Origin of the sequence: Noviherbaspirillum sp. (assembly GCF_035627455.1) — a bacterium.
Taxonomy (GTDB): Bacteria; Pseudomonadota; Gammaproteobacteria; order Burkholderiales; family Burkholderiaceae_D; genus Noviherbaspirillum.
The window spans coordinates 62,660-81,510 of the sequence record NZ_DASPLS010000072.1; the positions used below are offsets into that span (position 1 = coordinate 62,660).

13 protein-coding genes are annotated in these 18,851 nt (G+C 64.3%); 9 read left to right on the forward strand and 4 right to left on the reverse strand.

Annotated features, from left to right (window positions below):
* The first annotated feature begins 6 nt into the window (after positions 1-6).
* From cysC to VEC01_RS14300, 4 genes are all read left to right on the forward strand, one after another.
* On the forward strand, positions 7-663 hold the full coding sequence (gene cysC / locus VEC01_RS14285) for an adenylyl-sulfate kinase (RefSeq protein WP_324901566.1): 657 nt from the start codon (positions 7-9) through the stop codon (positions 661-663).
* 56 nt (positions 664-719) lie between these two features.
* Positions 720-2,795, forward strand: coding sequence for a TonB-dependent receptor (locus VEC01_RS14290; RefSeq protein WP_324901567.1), 2,076 nt, complete (start codon positions 720-722; stop codon positions 2,793-2,795).
* Positions 2,796-2,950: 155 nt separating this feature from the next.
* Complete coding sequence (locus tag VEC01_RS14295; protein ID WP_324901568.1) at positions 2,951-4,066, forward strand: ABC transporter substrate-binding protein; 1,116 nt, start codon at positions 2,951-2,953, stop codon at positions 4,064-4,066.
* Between the two features lie 106 nt (positions 4,067-4,172).
* Positions 4,173-8,645: an EAL domain-containing protein gene (locus VEC01_RS14300; protein ID WP_324901569.1), complete on the forward strand. Its 4,473-nt coding sequence runs from the start codon at positions 4,173-4,175 to the stop codon at positions 8,643-8,645.
* 98 nt (positions 8,646-8,743) lie between these two features.
* On the opposite strand, the gene VEC01_RS14305 is transcribed toward VEC01_RS14300, so the two are convergent.
* A complete protein-coding gene (locus VEC01_RS14305; RefSeq protein ID WP_324901570.1) occupies positions 8,744-9,877 on the reverse strand; it encodes an ABC transporter substrate-binding protein in 1,134 nt (377 codons plus the stop codon).
* A 257-nt stretch (positions 9,878-10,134) separates the two neighbouring features.
* On the opposite strand from VEC01_RS14305, the gene VEC01_RS14310 reads away from it, so the two are divergent.
* Positions 10,135-10,794 (forward strand): GNAT family N-acetyltransferase, encoded by a 660-nt coding sequence (locus VEC01_RS14310; protein WP_324901599.1) that lies wholly within the window; start codon positions 10,135-10,137, stop codon positions 10,792-10,794.
* A 19-nt stretch (positions 10,795-10,813) separates the two neighbouring features.
* Here VEC01_RS14310 and VEC01_RS14315 read toward each other — a convergent pair whose 3' ends face one another.
* Positions 10,814-11,308, reverse strand: coding sequence for an Lrp/AsnC family transcriptional regulator (locus VEC01_RS14315; RefSeq protein ID WP_324901571.1), 495 nt, complete (start codon positions 11,306-11,308; stop codon positions 10,814-10,816).
* Between the two features lie 138 nt (positions 11,309-11,446).
* Between VEC01_RS14315 and hppD the strand changes: the two genes are divergently transcribed.
* Positions 11,447-12,559 (forward strand): 4-hydroxyphenylpyruvate dioxygenase, encoded by a 1,113-nt coding sequence (gene hppD / locus VEC01_RS14320; RefSeq protein WP_324901572.1) that lies wholly within the window; start codon positions 11,447-11,449, stop codon positions 12,557-12,559.
* Between the two features lie 47 nt (positions 12,560-12,606).
* Positions 12,607-13,503: a phenylalanine 4-monooxygenase gene (gene phhA / locus VEC01_RS14325; RefSeq protein WP_324901573.1), complete on the forward strand. Its 897-nt coding sequence runs from the start codon at positions 12,607-12,609 to the stop codon at positions 13,501-13,503.
* A gap of 10 nt (positions 13,504-13,513) precedes the next feature.
* On the opposite strand, the gene VEC01_RS14330 is transcribed toward phhA, so the two are convergent.
* Positions 13,514-13,810, reverse strand: a complete 297-nt coding sequence (locus VEC01_RS14330) for a hypothetical protein (RefSeq protein WP_324901574.1) — start codon at positions 13,808-13,810, stop codon at positions 13,514-13,516.
* 235 nt (positions 13,811-14,045) lie between these two features.
* Between VEC01_RS14330 and VEC01_RS14335 the strand changes: the two genes are divergently transcribed.
* Positions 14,046-17,672: an indolepyruvate ferredoxin oxidoreductase family protein gene (locus VEC01_RS14335; RefSeq protein WP_324901575.1), complete on the forward strand. Its 3,627-nt coding sequence runs from the start codon at positions 14,046-14,048 to the stop codon at positions 17,670-17,672.
* Positions 17,673-17,740: 68 nt separating this feature from the next.
* Positions 17,741-18,286, forward strand: a complete 546-nt coding sequence (locus VEC01_RS14340; RefSeq protein ID WP_324901576.1) for a nucleotidyltransferase family protein — start codon at positions 17,741-17,743, stop codon at positions 18,284-18,286.
* Positions 18,287-18,500: 214 nt separating this feature from the next.
* Here VEC01_RS14340 and VEC01_RS14345 read toward each other — a convergent pair whose 3' ends face one another.
* Positions 18,501-18,830: a hypothetical protein gene (locus VEC01_RS14345; RefSeq protein WP_324901577.1), complete on the reverse strand. Its 330-nt coding sequence runs from the start codon at positions 18,828-18,830 to the stop codon at positions 18,501-18,503.
* Between the last annotated feature and the right edge of the window lie 21 nt (positions 18,831-18,851).

Genomic DNA, 18,851 nt, shown 5'->3' on the forward strand with positions numbered 1-18,851 from the left:
GCATGTATGAACGACGAGCGAGTGTTTGAGACCGACGCGGCGCCGGACTGCGGGGGGCGCATTGATGTGACCTGGCACCGCAGCGCGGTCGCTGCGGCCGACCGCGCCCGGCTGCTGGGCCAGGAGCCGGTTACCGTCTGGCTGACCGGCCTGTCCGGTGCCGGCAAGTCGACGATTGCTTTCGAACTCGAGCGGAGACTGATCGCGCAGGGCCGGCTTGCATTCGTGCTGGACGGCGACAACGTGCGGCACGGATTGAGCCGCGACCTCGGGTTTTCTCCCGAGGACAGGATGGAAAATATCCGGCGGGCCGCTGAAGTGTCCAAACTCTTTAATGATGCAGGTCTACTAGTGGTTACAGCTTTTATTTCTCCCTATCGTTGCGACAGGGAGCTTGCGCGCGCCGTCATTGGCGCGGACCGGTTCATTGAGATCCACCTCTGCACCGACCTGCGTGTATGTGAAGAGCGCGATCCGAAGGGACTGTACCAGAAGGTGCGGCGGGGAGCGATCGGCGGATTCACCGGCGTGTCTGCTCCCTACGAGCCGCCCGAGGCGCCGGCCATGCGCATCGACACGGCGCGTTCGACCGTGGAGGAAAGTGTGGCGGAAATCCTGCGGAAACTTGCCCCGGGATTGCAACAGAAGCGATACACTTCCTGAAAATAATAATGCCTGGGAGACATATCGTGCGGCCATCAGGATGCCTGACGCTGGCCATGGCTTCGGCCTTGGCGTGGTACTCGGCGGGAGCGTATGCCGAGAGCATGGAGGAGGACGATCTCGCGCTGGTCTACGGCGACAAGTCCATGGTCAGTATCGCCACCGGCAGCCAGCAATCCCTGCGCCGCGCGCCGGCGGTAGCGACGGTGATCACCGCCGACGACATTGCGGCGATGGGCGCCACCGACCTGGATGAGGTGCTGGAATCGGTGCCCGGGGTGCACGTGTCCCGCAATCCCATCGTCTACTCGCCGGTTTACGTGATCCGCGGCATCGGTGCCAGCGGTCCGACCAACCCGCAGGTCCTGCTGCTGCGAAACGGGATCCCGATGACGTCGATGTACACCGGCGACAAGGGTAACATGTGGAGCGGCATGCCCGTCGAGCACATCGCGCGCATCGAAATCATTCGCGGACCGGGCTCCGCGCTCTATGGCGCGGACGCGTACTCCGGCGTAATCAACATCATCACCAAGAATGCTGCCGAGATCCAGGGAACGCAGGTCGGCGCCCGCGCCGGCTCGTTCCGGACCGGGGACGCGTGGGTGCAGCATGGCGGGGCGCTGGGGGCGGTGGATGTTTCGGCCTATCTGCAGGTGGGCAGCACCGCAGGATTCAAGGAAACCATCGCTGCCGATGCGCAGACGCGCAACGACAGGGCCTTCGGTACGAACGCGAGCCTCGCGCCCGGTTCGATCAACACCGGGCGCGATGCGGTCGACGCCAGCCTCGATTTCGCTTACGGCAAATGGCGGCTGCGCACCCATTATGCGCGGCGCGACAATGTCGGCACCGGCGCGGGGGTGTCGTCCGCACTGGACCCGGCCGGCTACGCGAAGAGCCATCGCGCCGGCGGCGACCTGTCCTGGACCGATCCGCAGTTCGCGCAGGATTGGGGCGCCGGCCTTACCGCCAGCTATCTCCGTTACGTGGAACTGACGCCCAACCGGCTGACCCTGCTGCCTCCCGGGCTGCGCCTGCCGACCGGCCTGTTTCCCGAGGGGATGATAGGCGGGCCGAACCGATGGGAACGGCAGTTGCGCCTCGGCGCCTACGCGGTCTACACGGGCTTCGCTGCGCACCAGCTGCGCTTCGGTGTCGGCCATGATGATCTCGACCTGTACAAGACCACCACCTACAAGAACTTCATGCTGAGCCCGGCCGGCGTGCCGATCCCGACCGGCCCGGTGATCGAATACTCTGCGCTCCAGCCGCATATCCTGCCCCAAAGGCGCAAGGTGAATTACGTCTACGTGCAGGACGAGTGGAAGTTTACGCGAGACTGGGCGCTGACGGCGGGCGTGCGGCATGACCGCTATTCAGATTTTGGCGGCACCACGAATCCTCGTCTTGCGCTCGTATGGGACGCCGCGCTCGACGTCACCACCAAGCTGCTGTACGGAAGGGCATTCCGCGCACCCTCCTTTAACGAGCAGTACGGGATCAACCCGGTCGCCAACGGCAATCCGGGTCTCCGTCCGGAACTGATCAACACCCTGGAATGGACCGCCTCCTGGCAGGCGCGGCGTGACCTGCAGTTCAATATGACCATCTTCAAGTACGCCATGTCCGACATTATCCGCGCCGTGCCGAACGCGGTGGCGGGAACCGGCTCGACCTATACCAATGCCGGCAGCCAGCACGGCAGCGGGCTGGAGCTGGAGCTGGCATGGGATGCTTCGCGCACCCTGCGCGTCACCGGCAACTACGCATACCAGCGCTCGATCGACGAGGCAACCGGCCAGGACGCCGGATATGCGCCGCGCCAGCAGATTTACGGGCGGGCCGACTGGCGCTTTGGCGGCGGCTGGATCCTCAGTCCCCAGCTGAACTGGGTGGCAGCCCGGAAAAGGCCGGTGGGCGACCCCCGGCCGGCCGTACGCGATTACACCTCGGTCGACGTGACGCTGCGTAGCAATCGCGGGCGCGACCAGTGGGATTTTGCATTCTCGGCGCGCAATCTGTTCAACGCGGATATCCGCGAACCCAGCCTGGCGCCGGGCGTGGCCATCCCGAACGACCTGCCGATGGCCGGGCGGGCGTTCTACCTGCAGGCGGTCTACAGGATGTAGGCGGCGACGTACGACAAGTGCCGCTGCCGGGTAGCCGGGTGCGCAGCGGCGGGAATACGGTTTTTCCGGCTGCAAGACAGGGTACGGTTTTTCCCCTCGGTTCTTTTTGGGATATCGTCTGATGAATCGGCGTCACAGTTTGCTGCAGTAAGAAAATGGCGGAGGCTAGTTTCCTGATCGGCCGCCGGATGCGGGTAGGCGCGCACGCCTTGGGTTGCGTGCTGTGCCTGCCGCTGGCATTCGCGCCGGGAGCGGCGCAGGCGGCGTCCGCCGACGCCGATGCCATCCATCAGCAGGGCAGCCCCTTCGAGTCCCGTCGTTCCGTACGCGGCGCGCGCACCGATCTCTCCCCGATCAGCCTGGCAGAACCGGGTGACGGCGCCAGGCGTGCCGACACGCAGGCCGCCGGCACGCTGGCGGTGGTCTACCCCGACATCGGCGAGCCCTATCGCAGCGTATTCGCGAAGATCATCGAAGGCATCGAAGACGGTGCCCGCAGCGCGGTGCGCAGTTATCCGATCGCCGCCAACCAGGATCCGGCCGAGCTCAACGCGCAGCTCAAACGCAACGGCACCAGGGGGGTGATCGCGCTGGGCCGCCAGGGCCTGCGTGCGACAGCGGGGCTCGACCGCGACATTCCGGTGGTCGTCGGCGGCGTGCTCGCGATCCCGGACGCGGAAAACCGCAGCCTGACCGGCATCAGCCTCACGCCCGATCCGGCGCTGCTGTTCGCCCGCCTCAAGAGCCTGATGCCGGGCGTAAAACGCGTCATCGTCGTCTACGATCCGCAGCACAACGAATGGCTCATCAGGCTGGCGCGCGAGGCTGCCAGGACTCAGGGGCTCGAACTCGCCGCACACGAAGCGCGCGACATGAGTACTGCCGCCCGCGCCTATGAAAGCGTGTTTGCCGGCAGCGACAGCCGCCGCGACGCGGTATGGCTGCCGCAGGACACGACCACCGTCGACGAAAACACCATCCTGCCGCTGGTGCTGAAGGAGTCGTGGAACCGCAGCGTGCCGGTCTTCTCCAGCAGCTTCGTGCATGTGAAAAAGGGCGCCTTGTTTGCGCTTTATCCGAACAACGTCGAGCTCGGGCGCACGCTGGCCGGTTCCGCGCAAGCGCTCATGGCGGGTGACGCGCGGCGCCGCGGGCTGGTGCCCCTGCGGGAAGTGCAAACCGCGGTCAACCTGCGCACCGCCAGCCACATCGGCCTGAACATCAGCTTTCAGCAGCAACGCAGTTTCGATTTCATCTTTCCGGAGCCCTGATGCATAGAGCGAGAGACAACAGGAGCATGCTTGCACCGTTGCGGTACCGTGCGGCGGCAAGCAAGGCACATGTCGGCCGTGGCGGCCGCCCCACTTTTGTTCGGACATGATGTTTCGCGATTTCCTCAGCCGCACCGGTTTTCGCCGGCAGCTCACCGTCGTCGTCAGCGCCGCCATTCTCGGCCTGGCGCTGTTTTCCTCGCTGATGAATTCCTGGGAGGCCAGCCGCCGCATGGAGCGCTATCTCGTCGAACAGGGGCAGCGCATCAGCGAGAACCTGGCGCTGCAGAGCGTACTCTCCATGCTCTACCATTCGGCCGACAATGCCCGCGACGGCGTCAATACCACGCTTGCCTTCCCCGATGTGCTGCGCGTCGAACTGATCGACAGCGCGAACCAGGTGCTGTTGTCGCAGGCCAAGCAGGGCGCCGACGCGAGCCGGACCAAACGCGCCGGCGGCGACGTCTCGCGCGCGACGCTGGTGCACGAGGACAACGACGAATGGCATTTCAAGGCGCCGGTCTACAGCGGCCAGTCCGATACCAATCCGTTCGATCTCACCGAGCGCAAGCCGGAACTGCTGGGCCATGTCTATGTCGTCATCGGCAAGGGCACCCTGAACCGCCTCGTGACCTCGCTGTTGATCGGCAATCTCGCGATCACGCTGTCGTTCGCCGCCGTTCTGCTCGGCATCATGCGGCTTCTGGCACGCCACATGATTCGTCCCCTGAACGCGCTGTCGCGCCTGATGGGCCGCGCCGAAGCCGGGGAATCCGGCATGCGGGCCAAGCCCGCCGGTCCGCGCGACATCGTCGATATGGCGCATGCATTCAACAAGATGATGGACGTGCTGGAGGAGCGCGAGGCCGAACTCAAGAAATCCCGCGACGAAGCGTTGCGTACCGCCCTGATGAAGACCCAGTTCGCCGCTACCGTCAGCCATGAAGTGCGCACCCCCCTCAACGGCGTTGTCGGCATGCTCGACATGCTCAAGGAAATGCGGCTGACCAAGCGCCAGCAGGAATGCGTGGATGTCGCGTGGAACTCGGCACGCGCGCTGATCGAGCTGATCAACGACATTCTCGATTTCTCGAAGATGGAGGCGGGCAAGCTGGAGCTGGACGAGATCGAATTCGACCTGCGCAAGCTGGTCGAGGAAGTGATCGAACTGCTTGCCAAGCAGGCACAACAGAAAGGGCTCGAGATCGGCTACCTGATCGCGCCGGATGTGCCCGACCGGATCTGCGGCGACTCCCTGCGCCTGCGCCAGGTGCTGCTGAACCTGATCGGCAATGCAGTGAAATTCACCGAGCACGGGGAAGTGGCGGTGCGCATCTCGCTCGCGCCCGCCGCCGAGGGGGGATTCGGGCTGCGTTTCGAGGTGGCGGACACCGGCATCGGCATGAGCGAAGAAGCGGTCCAGCATATCTTTGAATCCTTCGCGCAGGCCGATCGCTCCACCACGCGCAAGTACGGCGGCACCGGGCTGGGGCTCGCGATCTGCCGGCAGCTGGTGGCGCTGATGCAGGGCGAGATCGCGGTCAGCAGCGAGCCGGGAAGGGGCAGCGCGTTCTGGTTCACCGTCCTTTGCAGGCGCGCCGGGCAGGCTGCGCCCGTCGAGCGCCGGGCACTGCCGGGCGTGCGCGTCCTGGTGGTCGACGCGAGCGACATTGTGCGTGCCTTCGTCGAGCAGACGCTCGCGCGCGCCGGCGCATACTGCCTCGCCCTGCCGTCGGGCGCTGCAGTGCCGGCCGAACTGGCACGCGCGGAGCAGGCCGGTCTGTGCTATGACCTCGTGATCATGGATGTCGATACCGTGGATGAGCGCGGCACCGATCTGGTGCGCCGCATTCGGATCGATGCGAGCGCATCGGGCCCGCGCATCCTGGTGCTGGACCGGTATGCGGCGCCGATGGGAAGCAGGTCGCTCGGGGCTGATCTCTATCTGGGCAAACCGCTGCGCCAGCAGCGCCTGCTGGAAGCGGTGCAGCGCCTGCAGCCGGGCGAGCAGGTGACGGCGGCCGCGGCGTTCGCGCTGCCGCCTCCGGCCGGCGTGGCGAGCGCGGCCAAGGAGTACCGCGTACTGGTGGCCGAAGACAACCGGACCAACCAGATGGTGGCGGGCGGCATGCTGACGATGAACGGCTGCGAATGCGAGTTCGCCGCGAACGGACGGGAAGCGGTGGAAGCGGCGCGCCGCACGCGCTTCGACCTGATCCTGATGGATTGCAGCATGCCGGAAATGGACGGCTACGAGGCGACCGCCCATATCCGCAGTTTCGAAGAGCCGTCCGGCCGCCGGACACCGATTGTCGCGATGACCGCCAATACCCAGCAGGGCGATGCGGAGAAGTGCCTCGCCGCCGGCATGGACGATTACCTTGCCAAGCCGATCACGCTGGTCGAACTGCGCCACAAGCTCGAGCGCTGGCTGGCGCGCGGCGCGGCGCAGACCCGGGCGCTGCCGCCCGAAGCCGCCGCGCACGAGGGGGATGGCGGCGCGCTCGACCTGGATGTGTTCGACAAACTGCGCGAGATCCTCGGTCCGGCATTGCAGCAGACGGTCACGCCTTTCATCGAAGATACGCCCGGCTATCTGAGCCAGCTCGAGCAGGCGGTGCACGATGGCGACAGCGACACCGCGCGGGCGATGGCGCATTCGATCAAGGGCAGCAGCGGCAACCTCGGCGCCAGCACGCTGGCGCAGCTGTCAAAGGAGATCGAAGAGCTGGCGATCGAGCGGCGCACCACCGACATCCAGCCGCTGCTCGTACGCCTGCGCCAGGCGTACGAAGCGGTGGCGGTGGTGTTGCGCGGCGAGATGTTCAGCGAGGACAGGTTGAGTGTGCGCCAGGGCGAGGAAATCGCGCAGGTGCTGGTGGTCGACGATGACCGCAGTACCCGCAGTTCGCTGCGCCATACCTTGCAGCGCGACGGGTTCCGGGTCGAGGAGGCGGCCGACGGGCTGCAGGCGCTGCAGCTGCTCAAGCGCATGCGTCCCGACGTCATCCTGATGGATGCGGTGATGCCGGTGATGGACGGCTTCACCGCCTGTGCGCGGGTACAGGAGCTGCCTAACGGCAGCTCGATCCCGGTCCTGATGATCACCGCGCTGGAGGACAACAACTCCGTCGAGCGTGCGTTCGCCGCGGGCGCGAGCGACTACATTCCCAAGCCCATCCATTTCGCCGTGCTGTCGCAGCGGGTGCGGCGCATCATCGAGGCCAACCAGGCGGAGAAACGGATCCGCCATCTCGCCTATAACGACCTGCTCACCGGCTTGCCGAACCGCGCGCTGTTCATGGACCAGCTTGGACGGCGCATCGAGCAGGCGCGAGCCGCCGGCGAAGCGATCGCGGTGCTGTTCCTCGACCTCGACCGCTTCAAGAACGTCAACGACACGCTCGGCCATGACGTGGGCGACCGCCTGCTGGTCGCGGTCGCGCAGCGGATCCGGCGCAGCGTGCGCAATGCCGACTGCGTGGCGCGTCTGGGCGGCGACGAATTCACCGTGGTGCTGGCGGAGGTGAACGGACCGAACGCCGCAGTCAGTGCCGCTCAAAACATCTGCCGTGCGCTGGCCACCCCGTTCCAGATCGACGGCCACGATATCTTCGTCACCACCAGCGTCGGCATCTCCATGTATCCGCATGACGCCACCGACGTCGGTACCCTGCTCAAGCATGCCGACACCGCGATGTACCGTGCGAAGCGCACCAACGGCGGATTCCAGTTCTTCGAGGCGTCGATGGAACACTCGATTTCGGAGCATGTGCGCATGGAGAGCGACCTGCGCCGGGCGATCGAGCGCAATGAACTGGAAGTGTTCTACCAGCCGCAGGCGCGCGTCGATAACGGCCAGGTGATCGGCGCCGAGGCGCTGCTGCGCTGGCGCCATCCGACGCGCGGCATGGTTTCTCCGGCGGATTTCATCCCGCTGGCGGAGGAGACCGGCCTGATCAACCAGATCGGCGCGTGGGTGCTGCATACGGCCTGCGCCCAGCTGCAGGCCTGGGCGAAGGCCGGCCTGCCGCAGCTTCGGATCGCGGTCAACCTGTCGGTCAAGCAATTGCTGAAGAAGGACTTCGCGGCCACGGTCGAGCAGGCGCTGGGCGACAGTGGTCTGTCGCCCAGCCTGCTGGAACTGGAAATCACTGAAAGCACCTTGATGGAAAACGCACAGGATACGCTGGAAGCGTTGCATCGCCTGCGCAACCTCGGGGTGCGGCTGTCGATCGATGATTTCGGTACCGGCTATTCTTCCCTGTCCTACCTGAAGCGCTTCCCGGTCGACATCATCAAGATCGACCGCTCCTTCGTGCGCGACGTGCCCACCGACGCCGACGACGCATCGATCGTGACGGGCATCATCGCGCTCGCGCACAGCCTGCGGCTGGAGGTGGTCGCCGAAGGCGTGGAAACCGAGGCGCAGCTGCGCTTCCTGCGCGAACAGTCCTGCGACCTGCTGCAGGGGTATTACCTGAGCCAGCCGGTGCCGGCGGAGCAGTTCGAGCGCAACATCCTGAGCAGGGCCGGCGCGCGCTGGGAGGGAAGGGCAAGGAGTCTGCCGGGGATCTGAGGCGGCGCCGATCAATGCGGCAGGGCAGGGGGCGGGCCGGCAAGGGCCGGTATGAACGGCCAGCCCCGTCCCTTGTCCGGAAGCCTGGTCCGACAGCCCTAGCGCACGAACTTTCCGTTGCGGCCGATCATCGTCAATTCGACGAATTCGCTGCCGGTATGATCGTCCGGCCCGTACGTCACCATCAGACCGCCGAAGTCCACGCGCTGCATCGATTCGAGCGCGCGGATGAAGGCTTCGCGCGTCAGCTTCGGGCCGGCGCGGCGCAGTCCCTCGACCAGCACCTTCGCGTTCACGAAGCCTTCCATTGCCGCATACGAAACCGTCACGCCAGACGCCTTGGCCAGCAGGTTGAATTCCTGACCGAGCGGCGTGGATATCAGGTGCGGCGCCGGCGTGATCTGCGTGACGACGACGCCATTGCCGGCGGCGCCGAGATCCTTGACGAAGGACTGCGAGGAGTTGTTCGACATCGTCATGATCTGCATCTGCCCGCCCTGGGCACGGATGGCCTTGATCACTTCCGCGGTGTTCTTTGCCGAGCTGACAATGATGAGCGCGGCCGGCGCGGCCTTGATCACCTCTGCTGCGGTTGCCGCGACATCCGGATTGACGCGCGCGAACTTGACGATGGAAACCGGCTTCAGCTTGCGTGACTCCATCGCTTTCCTGAAGCCTTCGAGACCATCCTGGCCGAATGCGTCGTCCACATGCAGGATGCTGATGTCGCGGATGCCGATGGTCGCGAAGTGCTCCACCGCCCTGGTGATTTCATCCTGGTATTTCGCCCGGATATTGAAGACGAGCCGGTTGAGCGGCTGATGGAACACCGCCGCCCCGGTGCTCGGCGCCAGCAGCGGGACGCCGCTGGCCTCGAGCAGCGGCAGGATGCCCTGGGTATGCGGTGTGCCGCGGGTCTGGAACAACGCGAAAACCCGCTCCTTGCGAATCAGGGTTTCCGCATTGGCAAGGGTCTGCGCCGGGTCGAACTTGTCGTCAAGCGTGTGCAGCGTGATCTTGCGCCCGTGTACGCCGCCCTTGCGGTTCACCTGCTCGAAATACGCCCGTGCGCCTTCGTTCATTTCTTTTACCGGGCCGGCTACCGTGCCTGTCACACCGACGGTCTGCCCGATCACGACTGTGGTATCGGAGACACCATCTTCGGCGGAGGCTGAAATCGCAGTGCAAGTAAGCAATAATGCTGTAAAGAGATACCGACAGTGCCTGCGCATGTCTTGTCCTGTTTCGAGGGGGGAACAGGCATTGTTGGAGCTTGCACTACCGACAGCAATTGTGGGTTTTACGTAACGCTCTGCCTGCAGAATGTGCAGTTTGCATTGATGGAGGTCAAGCGCAGCCGTTTTGCGGGGCAGGTTTCGTTGCGCGGGCGCGAGATCGCATAAAATGCGATTGTGCGTTGCACAAATTGCAGTGAAAGGAGTGCATTATGAAATCGAATGAACTCGGGGGTCTCGGCCCTCCTTCCGACATGACCATCGACGACGTCAAGCAGCAGCCCAGTGAGAAAGCCTCGGTTCGTGTGAAGGAATTGTCGGAGCGTGACCGCCGGCGCCTGCTGATGCATTTCCTTGACCTGGACAGCAACGACCGTCTGTTGCGCTTCGGCATGGTCCTGCCCGACGACCTTGTCACGCGTTATGTGCAGACCTTGGATTTTTCGCGCGATACCGTGTTCGGCGTGTACGACGACAACCTTGCGCTGGTGGGAGTCGGCCACCTGGCATTCGCTCCGCGCGACGCGATGCCTGTGCTGTCCGAGGCGACGCTGAAGGAGCGCATTGCCGAATTCGGCGTGTCCGTGTCGGCGGCGGCGCGCGGCAGGGGCGTGGGCAGCAAGCTTTTCGAGCGCGCGGCGATCCACTGCCGAAACGAGGATGTGGATACCCTGTACATGCATTGCCTGTCGTCAAACCAGACGATGATCCATATCGCAAAGAAGGCGGGCATGGAAATCCGCCGCGACTATGGCGAAGCCGACGCCTACCTGAAGCTGACGCCGGCCAATCCCGTCACCATGCTGGCCGAGGCGGTGGAGGAACAGTTCGCGAGCCTGGATTACACCCTCAAGGCGAACACCAAGGCGGCGCTGAAGCTGCTGCGCAAGCTGCCCGGCGTGAAGGGAAAGTAGCCGTACGCATGCCGCGGCGTCATACCAGCGGTAGCGCCGTAGTGTCCTTGATCCTTTGCAACGCGAAGCTCGACTTCACATCCAGCACCGCCGGATGCTTGAGCAGCGTCTCCATCATGAATTGCGAGAAGTGCTCCATGTCTTCCACGTGCACCCGCAACAGGTAATCCATTTCCCCGGTCATCGCATAGCAGGCCACCACTTCCGGCCAGTTTTCGACCGATGCGGCAAAGTCCGCGCGTGGCGAGCGCGAGCCGGCACCACCCGGCGCGTCGCTGTGCTTCTCCAGCCGCACATTCACGTAGGCGAGCAGCCCCAGCCCGATCTTGTCCGGGTCGAGCAGCGCCACGTACTGGCGGATCACGCCGGATTCCTCGAGGCTGCGGATGCGCCGCAGGCAGGGGGAGGGCGACAGGTTCACCCGGTCGGCCACCTCCTGGTTCGTGAGACGCCCATTGGCTTGCAGGATTGCAAGGATCTTCCGGTCCGTCTTATCCAGGTTTATTTTTGACATGGATCACCAATTTCAAAAATTCGTTAGCAATATTATTGCCGCTATTTCGATTTTGTGGCTGCGCTTTGCAATTTTCTGCCTCGTCGCCTTGACTATACTGTACTCAGATTTTTGCCAAATAATTATGAGGAGACAGGCATGGATTTCCAACCCTGGGACAACCCGATGGGTACCGACGGCTTCGAATTCATCGAGTACGCCGCCCCCGATCCCAAGGCGCTCGGCGCGCTGTTCGAACAGATGGGCTTCACCGCGATCGCCCGCCACCGGCACAAGGATGTGACGCTGTACCGCCAGGGCGACATCAACTTCATCATCAACGCCGAAAAGGATTCCTTCGCGCAGCGCTTCGCGCGCCAGCACGGCCCGTCGATCTGCGCGATCGCGTTCCGGGTCAAGGATGCCGCCTACGCGTACAAGCGGGCGCTGGAGCTGGGCGCCTGGGGTTTCGACAACAAGACCGGCCCGATGGAGCTGAACATTCCGGCGATCAAGGGGATCGGCGATTCGCTGATCTATTTCGTCGACCGCTGGCGCGGCAAGGAAGGGAATTCCGGTGCGATCGGCGACATCAGCATCTATGACGTCGACTTCGTCGCGATTCCCGGCGCGCAAGCGAATCCGAAGGGGCACGGCCTGACCTACATCGACCACCTGACGCACAACGTGCACCGCGGACGCATGAAGGAATGGGCTGAATTCTACGAGCGCCTGTTCAACTTCCGCGAGATCCGCTACTTCGACATCGAAGGCAAGCTGACCGGCCTGAAATCGAAGGCGATGACTTCGCCCTGCGGCAAGATCCGCATCCCGATCAACGAATCCTCGGACGACAAGTCGCAGATCGCGGAATACCTCGACCTGTACCACGGCGAAGGCATCCAGCACATCGCGCTGGGCACCGACGACATCTACACCACGGTCGACTCGATGAAGAAGCAGGAGGTCGCGTTCCAGGACACCATCGAGACCTACTATGACCTGGTCGACAGGCGCCTGCCCGGACATGGGGAGCGGCTGGATGAGCTGCGCCGCCTGCGCATCCTGATCGACGGCAACAGCAATGCGTCGCACCGCGAACTGCTGCTGCAGATCTTCACGCAGACCGTGATCGGGCCGATCTTCTTCGAGATCATCCAGCGCAAGGGCGACCAGGGTTTCGGCGAGGGCAATTTCCGCGCGCTGTTCGAGTCGATCGAGCTCGACCAGATCCGGCGCGGCGTGCTCAAAGACGACAAGGTTTCCGCATAACTACGGTTTCCCTCCCCTTTGCAGGGGAAGGAGCAAGGAGGAGCGAGATGAATACCGCAGTCGACCAAGCCGACTTTTTCAAGACCCTGGAGGAAAAGTCCGACGGCGGCAAATTGCGCGGCGACTACAGCCGCTGCGACAGCCGCTATGTCGTCGAGCAGGACTGTTCGTTGTATACACCCGAGCAGCATGCGCTCTGGCGCAGGCTCTACCAGCGCCAGGCGAAACTGGTGCCGGACCGCGCGTGCGAGCTGTTCATCGAAAGCCTCGACAAGCTCGATGCCTCGCATGAAATCCCGCAGCTGGAGCGCACCAGCGCCGCGCTGCGCAAGGCAACCGGCTGGGAACTGGTCGCGGTGCCGGGCCTGATCCCCGACCTGACCTTCTTCGAGCACCTCGCCGAGCGCCGCTTCCCGGTCACCGTCTGGCTGCGCGAGCCGGAAGAGTTCGATTACATCGTGGAGCCGGATATCTTCCACGACTTCTTCGGGCACGTGCCGCTGCTGTTCAATCCGGTGTTCGCGGACCACCTGCAGCAGTTCGGCAAGGGCGGCATCAAGGCGCTCGGGCTGGATGCGCTGCAGTACCTTGCGCGGCTGTACTGGTATACGGTGGAATTCGGCCTGATCGAAAGCCCGAAGGGGCTGCGCGCCTACGGCGCCGGCATCCTGTCGTCCGGCGGCGAGATCGAGCATTGCCTGACGAGCCCGGCCCCGCGCCGTGTCGCGCTCGACGCGGAGCGCGTGATGCGCACGCTGTACAAGATCGATTCGTACCAGGAAACCTACTTCGTGATCCGCGATTACCAGCAGCTGTTCGATGCCACCGCGCCGGACTTCACGCCGATCTACGAACGGCTGAAGCAGCTGGAGCCTTTGCCTGCGAATACGCTGTTGCCGGGAGAAGTGAACCTGCCGCCGAACCGGGTCGGCACGCCGGCATAACGCGCGGCGCTCAGCTGGAAATCCGCATCCGCAGCGCCGAGCGGATTTCCTCGCGGGTCACCTTGCCGTCCTGGTTCACGTCGAGCCGGTCGAAATTGTCGGTGACGCGGTCGAGGCCGGCACTTTTCGCTTCTTCCCGGGTCAATGCGCCGTCGGCGTCCTTGTCGGCTGCCTTGAACCGCTCGTCGAACCGGGCGAGGAAGTGCGGCTGTTTCGGTACGGGCGCCGGTTCGGCGGAAGACTGGGCCAGCGCCATGCCGCCGCCGAACAGGGCGCCCACCAGCATGGATAACAGAACGTATTGCATTGGGAACTCCGGGCTGCTTTGATTTTTACTGTACGCAGCCGCCGCACGTTTCACTATGGCATTTACGGGTTGTTACAGCTTGTGGCGCCAGGCATGCTGCGCCGTGCATTGAGCGAAACGAACGCGTGTGCTATGGTGCGGAGTGTCAAAACGATAAAACGGCGTGCCCACAAGGCGCGCCTGTTTGACTGCGAACCATCGCACCCAAGAACACAATTTTTGGCTGGAGACTGAATTGAACGCACCCCTCACTTCCGGGCAGCGGCAGCTGCTGGAAAACATTTCCCTCGACGACAAGTTCACGCTGGAGCAAGGCCGCGCCTTCCTGACCGGCACCCAGGCACTGATCCGCCTGCCTATGATGCAGCGCCAGCGCGACCTGAAGGCCGGGCTCAATACCGCCGGCTTCATCACCGGCTACCGCGGCTCGCCGCTGGGAAATGTCGACATGACGGCGATGAAAGCGCGCAAGTATCTCGAAGCGCACCATGTCAAGTTCCATCCCGGCGTCAACGAAGACCTCGCCGCGACCTCGGTGTGGGGCACGCAGCAGGTGAACCTGTTCCCGGACGCGAAGTATGACGGCGTGTTTGCGATGTGGTACGGCAAGGGCCCCGGCGTGGACCGCTGCGGCGACGTCTTCAAGCATGCGAACATGGCCGGCACCGACAGGAACGGCGGCGTGCTGGTGCTGGCCGGCGACGATCATGCGGCCAAGTCTTCCACCACTGCGCACCAGAGCGAGCACATCCTGAAGGCCTGCGGCATTCCGGTGCTGTATCCGTCGTCGATCCAGGAATACCTCGACTACGGCATGCACGGCTGGGCGCTGTCGCGCTACACCGGGCTGTGGGTGGCGATGAAATGCGTGACCGACCTGGTCGAATCCGGCGCCACCGTCGATGTCGATCCGATGCGCGTGCCGATCGTGATCCCGACCGACTTCGAGCTGCCGCCCGGCGGCCTGAACATCCGCTACCCCGACGCCGTGCTGGAGCAGGAAGCGCGGATGAACAATTTCAAGTGGTATGCGGCGCTGGCATATGCGCGCGCCAACAAGCTCAACCAGGTCATCTGGGACAGCCCGCACGCGCGCATGGGCATCATCACCGCCGGCAAGTCCTACCTCGACACCCGTCAGGCGCTGAACGACCTCGGCATCGACGAGGCGGTCGCGCGCGACATCGGCATCCGCCTGTACAAGATCGGCATGACCTGGCCGCTCGAGGCGGAAGGCGTGCAGCAATTCGCGCTGGGCCTGGACGAAATCCTGGTGGTCGAAGAGAAGCGCCAGATCCTCGAATACCAGCTCAAGGAAGAACTGTACAACCTGCCCGACGGCCAGCGCCCGCGCGTGGTCGGCAAGTTCGACGACACCGGAGAGTGGAGCGGCAACCACCGCGAGGGACACGGCAACTGGCTGCTGCCGGCGACCTATGAACTGACGCCGGCGCAGATCGCGCGCGCCATCGCCGCGCGCATCTCGAAGTATTTCGCCGGCCACCCGATCGAGCAGCGCGTCAAGGAACGCATCGCCTACCTGGAAGCGAAGGAAACGGTGCTGAAGGTCGGGGGCACCCGGCCCGATCCGGCCAAGGACCGCATCCCGCACTTCTGCTCCGGCTGCCCGCACAACACCTCGACCAAGGTGCCCGAAGGAAGCCGCGCGCTGGCCGGCATCGGCTGCCACTATATGGTGCTGTGGATGGACCGCAAGACCTCGACCTTCACCCACATGGGCGCCGAAGGCGTGACCTGGGTCGGCCATGCGCCGTTCACCAACGAGCAGCATGTGTTCGCCAATCTCGGCGACGGCACCTATTTCCACTCCGGCCTGCTGGCGATCCGCGCCGCGGTCGCCGGCAAGGTCAACATGACCTACAAGATCCTGTACAACGATGCGGTCGCGATGACCGGCGGCCAGAACGTCGATGGCCCGCTCGACCCGGCGATGATCTCGCGCCAGATCGCCGCCGAGGGCGTCAAGCCCATCGTGGTCGTCACCGACGATCCGGACAAGTACCCGGCCGGCATCAACTGGGCGCCGGGCGTCACGGTCCGCCACCGCGACGAACTCGATGCGGTGCAGAAGGAATTGCGTGAAGTGAAGGGTGTGTCGGCGATCATCTATGACCAGACCTGCGCGTCCGAAAAGCGGCGCCGCCGCAAGAAGATCGGTCCGGACGGCAAGCCGGCCTACCCCGATCCGGCCAAGCGCGCGGTGATCAATGAAGCCGTGTGCGAAGGCTGCGGCGACTGCAGCGTGCAGTCCAACTGCCTGTCGGTGGAGCCGCTGGAAACCGAGCTCGGCCGCAAGCGCCAGATCAACCAGTCGTCCTGCAACAAGGACTTTTCCTGCGTCAAGGGTTTCTGCCCGAGCTTCGTGACGGTCGAAGGCGGCCAGCTGAAGAAGCCGAAAAAGGCGGCGGGCGGCGAGGCCGGCGGCACGAAGAAGCTGCCGATCCTGCAGGGCACCAACCTGCCGCAGCCGGCCGTGCCGACCACCGAGCAGCCGTTCGGCATTATCGTAACCGGCATCGGCGGCACCGGGGTGATCACCATCGGCCAGATCGTCGCGATGGCGGCGCACCTGGAGGGCAAGGGCGTGTCGGTGCTCGACATGACCGGGCTGGCGCAGAAGGGCGGCGCGGTGATGTCGCACGTGCGGCTGGCGGATCGCCAGGAAGACATCCATTCGACCCGTGTCGGTACCGGCGCGGCCGACCTCGTGATCGGTTGCGACGTGATCGTGACCGGCAGCCGCGACGCGCTCACGCGCATGGGCGAGGGCCGCACGTATGCGGCGGTCAATTCCACCGGCGCACCGACTGCAGCCTTCGTGCGCAACCCGGACTGGAAATTCCCCGGTTCGTCCGCGGAAAACGATATCCGCAATGCCTGCGGTGCCGACCGCGTCGATTTCATCGATGCCGGCCGTGTCGCCACCGCATTGATGGGCGACAGCATCGCGACCAACATGTTCATGCTCGGCTATGCGTGGCAGAAGGGCTGGGTGCCGCTGTCGGAGGCGGCGCTGACCAAGGCGATCGAGTTGAACGGCGTGTCCGTCGACTTCAACAAGCAGGCTTTCGTGTGGGGCCGCAACGCCGCGCACGACTGGGCCGCGGTCGAACGTCTCGCGAAACTGAACGACGCGCAGGCGCAGGTGATCGAGTTCAAGCGCAGCCCGTCGCTGGATGAGCTGATCGAGTCTCGCTCGGCCTTCCTGACGAAATACCAGGATGCCGGCTACGCGGCGCAGTACCGCGCCTTCGTCGAGAAGGTGCGCGCCGCGGAATCCGAGCTGGTCGGCGAGGGACGTGCGCTGCGCCTGACCGAGACGGTCGCGCGCAACCTGTCCAAGCTGATGGCCTACAAGGACGAGTACGAAGTCGCGCGCCTACATGCGGATACTGCATTCAAGGCCAAGATCGAAGGCATGTTCGAAGGCGACTACAAGCTCAAGTTCCACCTCGCGCCGCCGCTGTTTGCGAAACGCGATGCGGAAGGGCACCTGGTCAAGCAGGAATTCGGTCCGTGGATGATGAAGGCCTTCGGCGTGCTGGCGAAGCTCAAGTTCCTGCGTGGCGGCGCCTTCGATATTTTCGGCCGCACCGAGGAGCGCAAGACCGAGCGTGCGCTGATCGGCCGCTACAAGGACACGGTATCGGCGCTGCTGCCGAAGCTGACCGGGCAGAACCTGGGCAAGGCAGTGGCGATCGCCAACATTCCGGAAGAGATCCGCGGCTTCGGCCATGTGAAGGAAAGGAACCTGAAGGCCGCGCAGCAGAAGGAAGCGGCCTTGCTCAAGGAATTCGACCTCCCGGCCGGCACCGCCGCATCGTCGCAGCACGCCGCCTGAAGCCGGAAGCCCGGGTCCATCACCGCCGTTACGGCCTGGCCGCAACGGCGGTTTTTTTACGCGAATGCATGCAAGAGAAACAGATTTGCGACTGGATTGCCGCCGACCCGCTGCGCATGCGCGCGCTTCATATCGCACGCGCGCTCGACCTGCCCGACTGGTGCATCGCCGCAGGCTTCGTGCGCAACCTCGTATGGGACAAGCTGCACGGCTATGCGGTGCCGACGCCGCTGGACGATATCGACCTGGTGTATTTCGATCCGGCCGAGGCCACCGGGGCGCGCGACCGGTGCGTGGAGGAAGCGCTCGCCGCGCTTGACGCAAGCTTGCCCTGGTCTGTGCGCAACCAGGCGCGCATGCACACGCGCAACGACGATCCGCCCTACCTTTCGACTGCGGATGCAATGCGTTACTGGGTGGAGCAGGAAACCGCGGTGGGCGTGCGCCTGGAGAAGGACGGCGCGCTGCGCGTGGTGGCAGTGTTCGGTCTCGACAGCCTGCTGGCAGGACGCATCACGCCGAACCGCGGCCGGCGCAAGGCGCACGAATTCGCCGTGCGGCTCACCAAAAAGGACTGGCTGCGCAAATGGCCGGACTTGCGGGTGGATGCGTGAGCGTTGCCCCAGCCTGAGGGAAACGCGCCAGGGGCTCTGGTGCATAACACCCTGTAGTGGCCTGAGTCCCTAATTCATTGACAAAAAGCGATGGAACGGACGCCATGCGCCGCCGTCAATCCTCGCGACAGCCCGCATTATCGCTGCGGCCGTCGACAGCACCTGCCGCCCGTTGCATTACTTTTTCCTGTCAACGAATTAGCAGCTCAGGCCATTAGGCAAGCTGGTGGCGCAGCGCCGACACTTCGATATGCGCCAGGATCACCGCGCTTTTCACATCGTAGTTCATGTCATCGGCGGGGTGGATGCGGCGCTGTGCCTGGTAACTGATGCGCGCAAGGTCGTCGACGCTTTCTCGCACGCCGCGCTCATCCTCGCGGGCCAGCGCCCGCTGCGCCTGCGTCGAGCGCTGGCCGAGCTGGTCCACGTAATCCTTCAGTTCTTCCGGGACCTTGTCGTCCGACTGGCACGCGCGAACGGCGTGGTCGATGGTGCGGTCAATGAAGCCAAGGCGTTGCTGAATTTCTTCGCGTTGTACATTCATTCGAGACCTCTCTCTGAACCG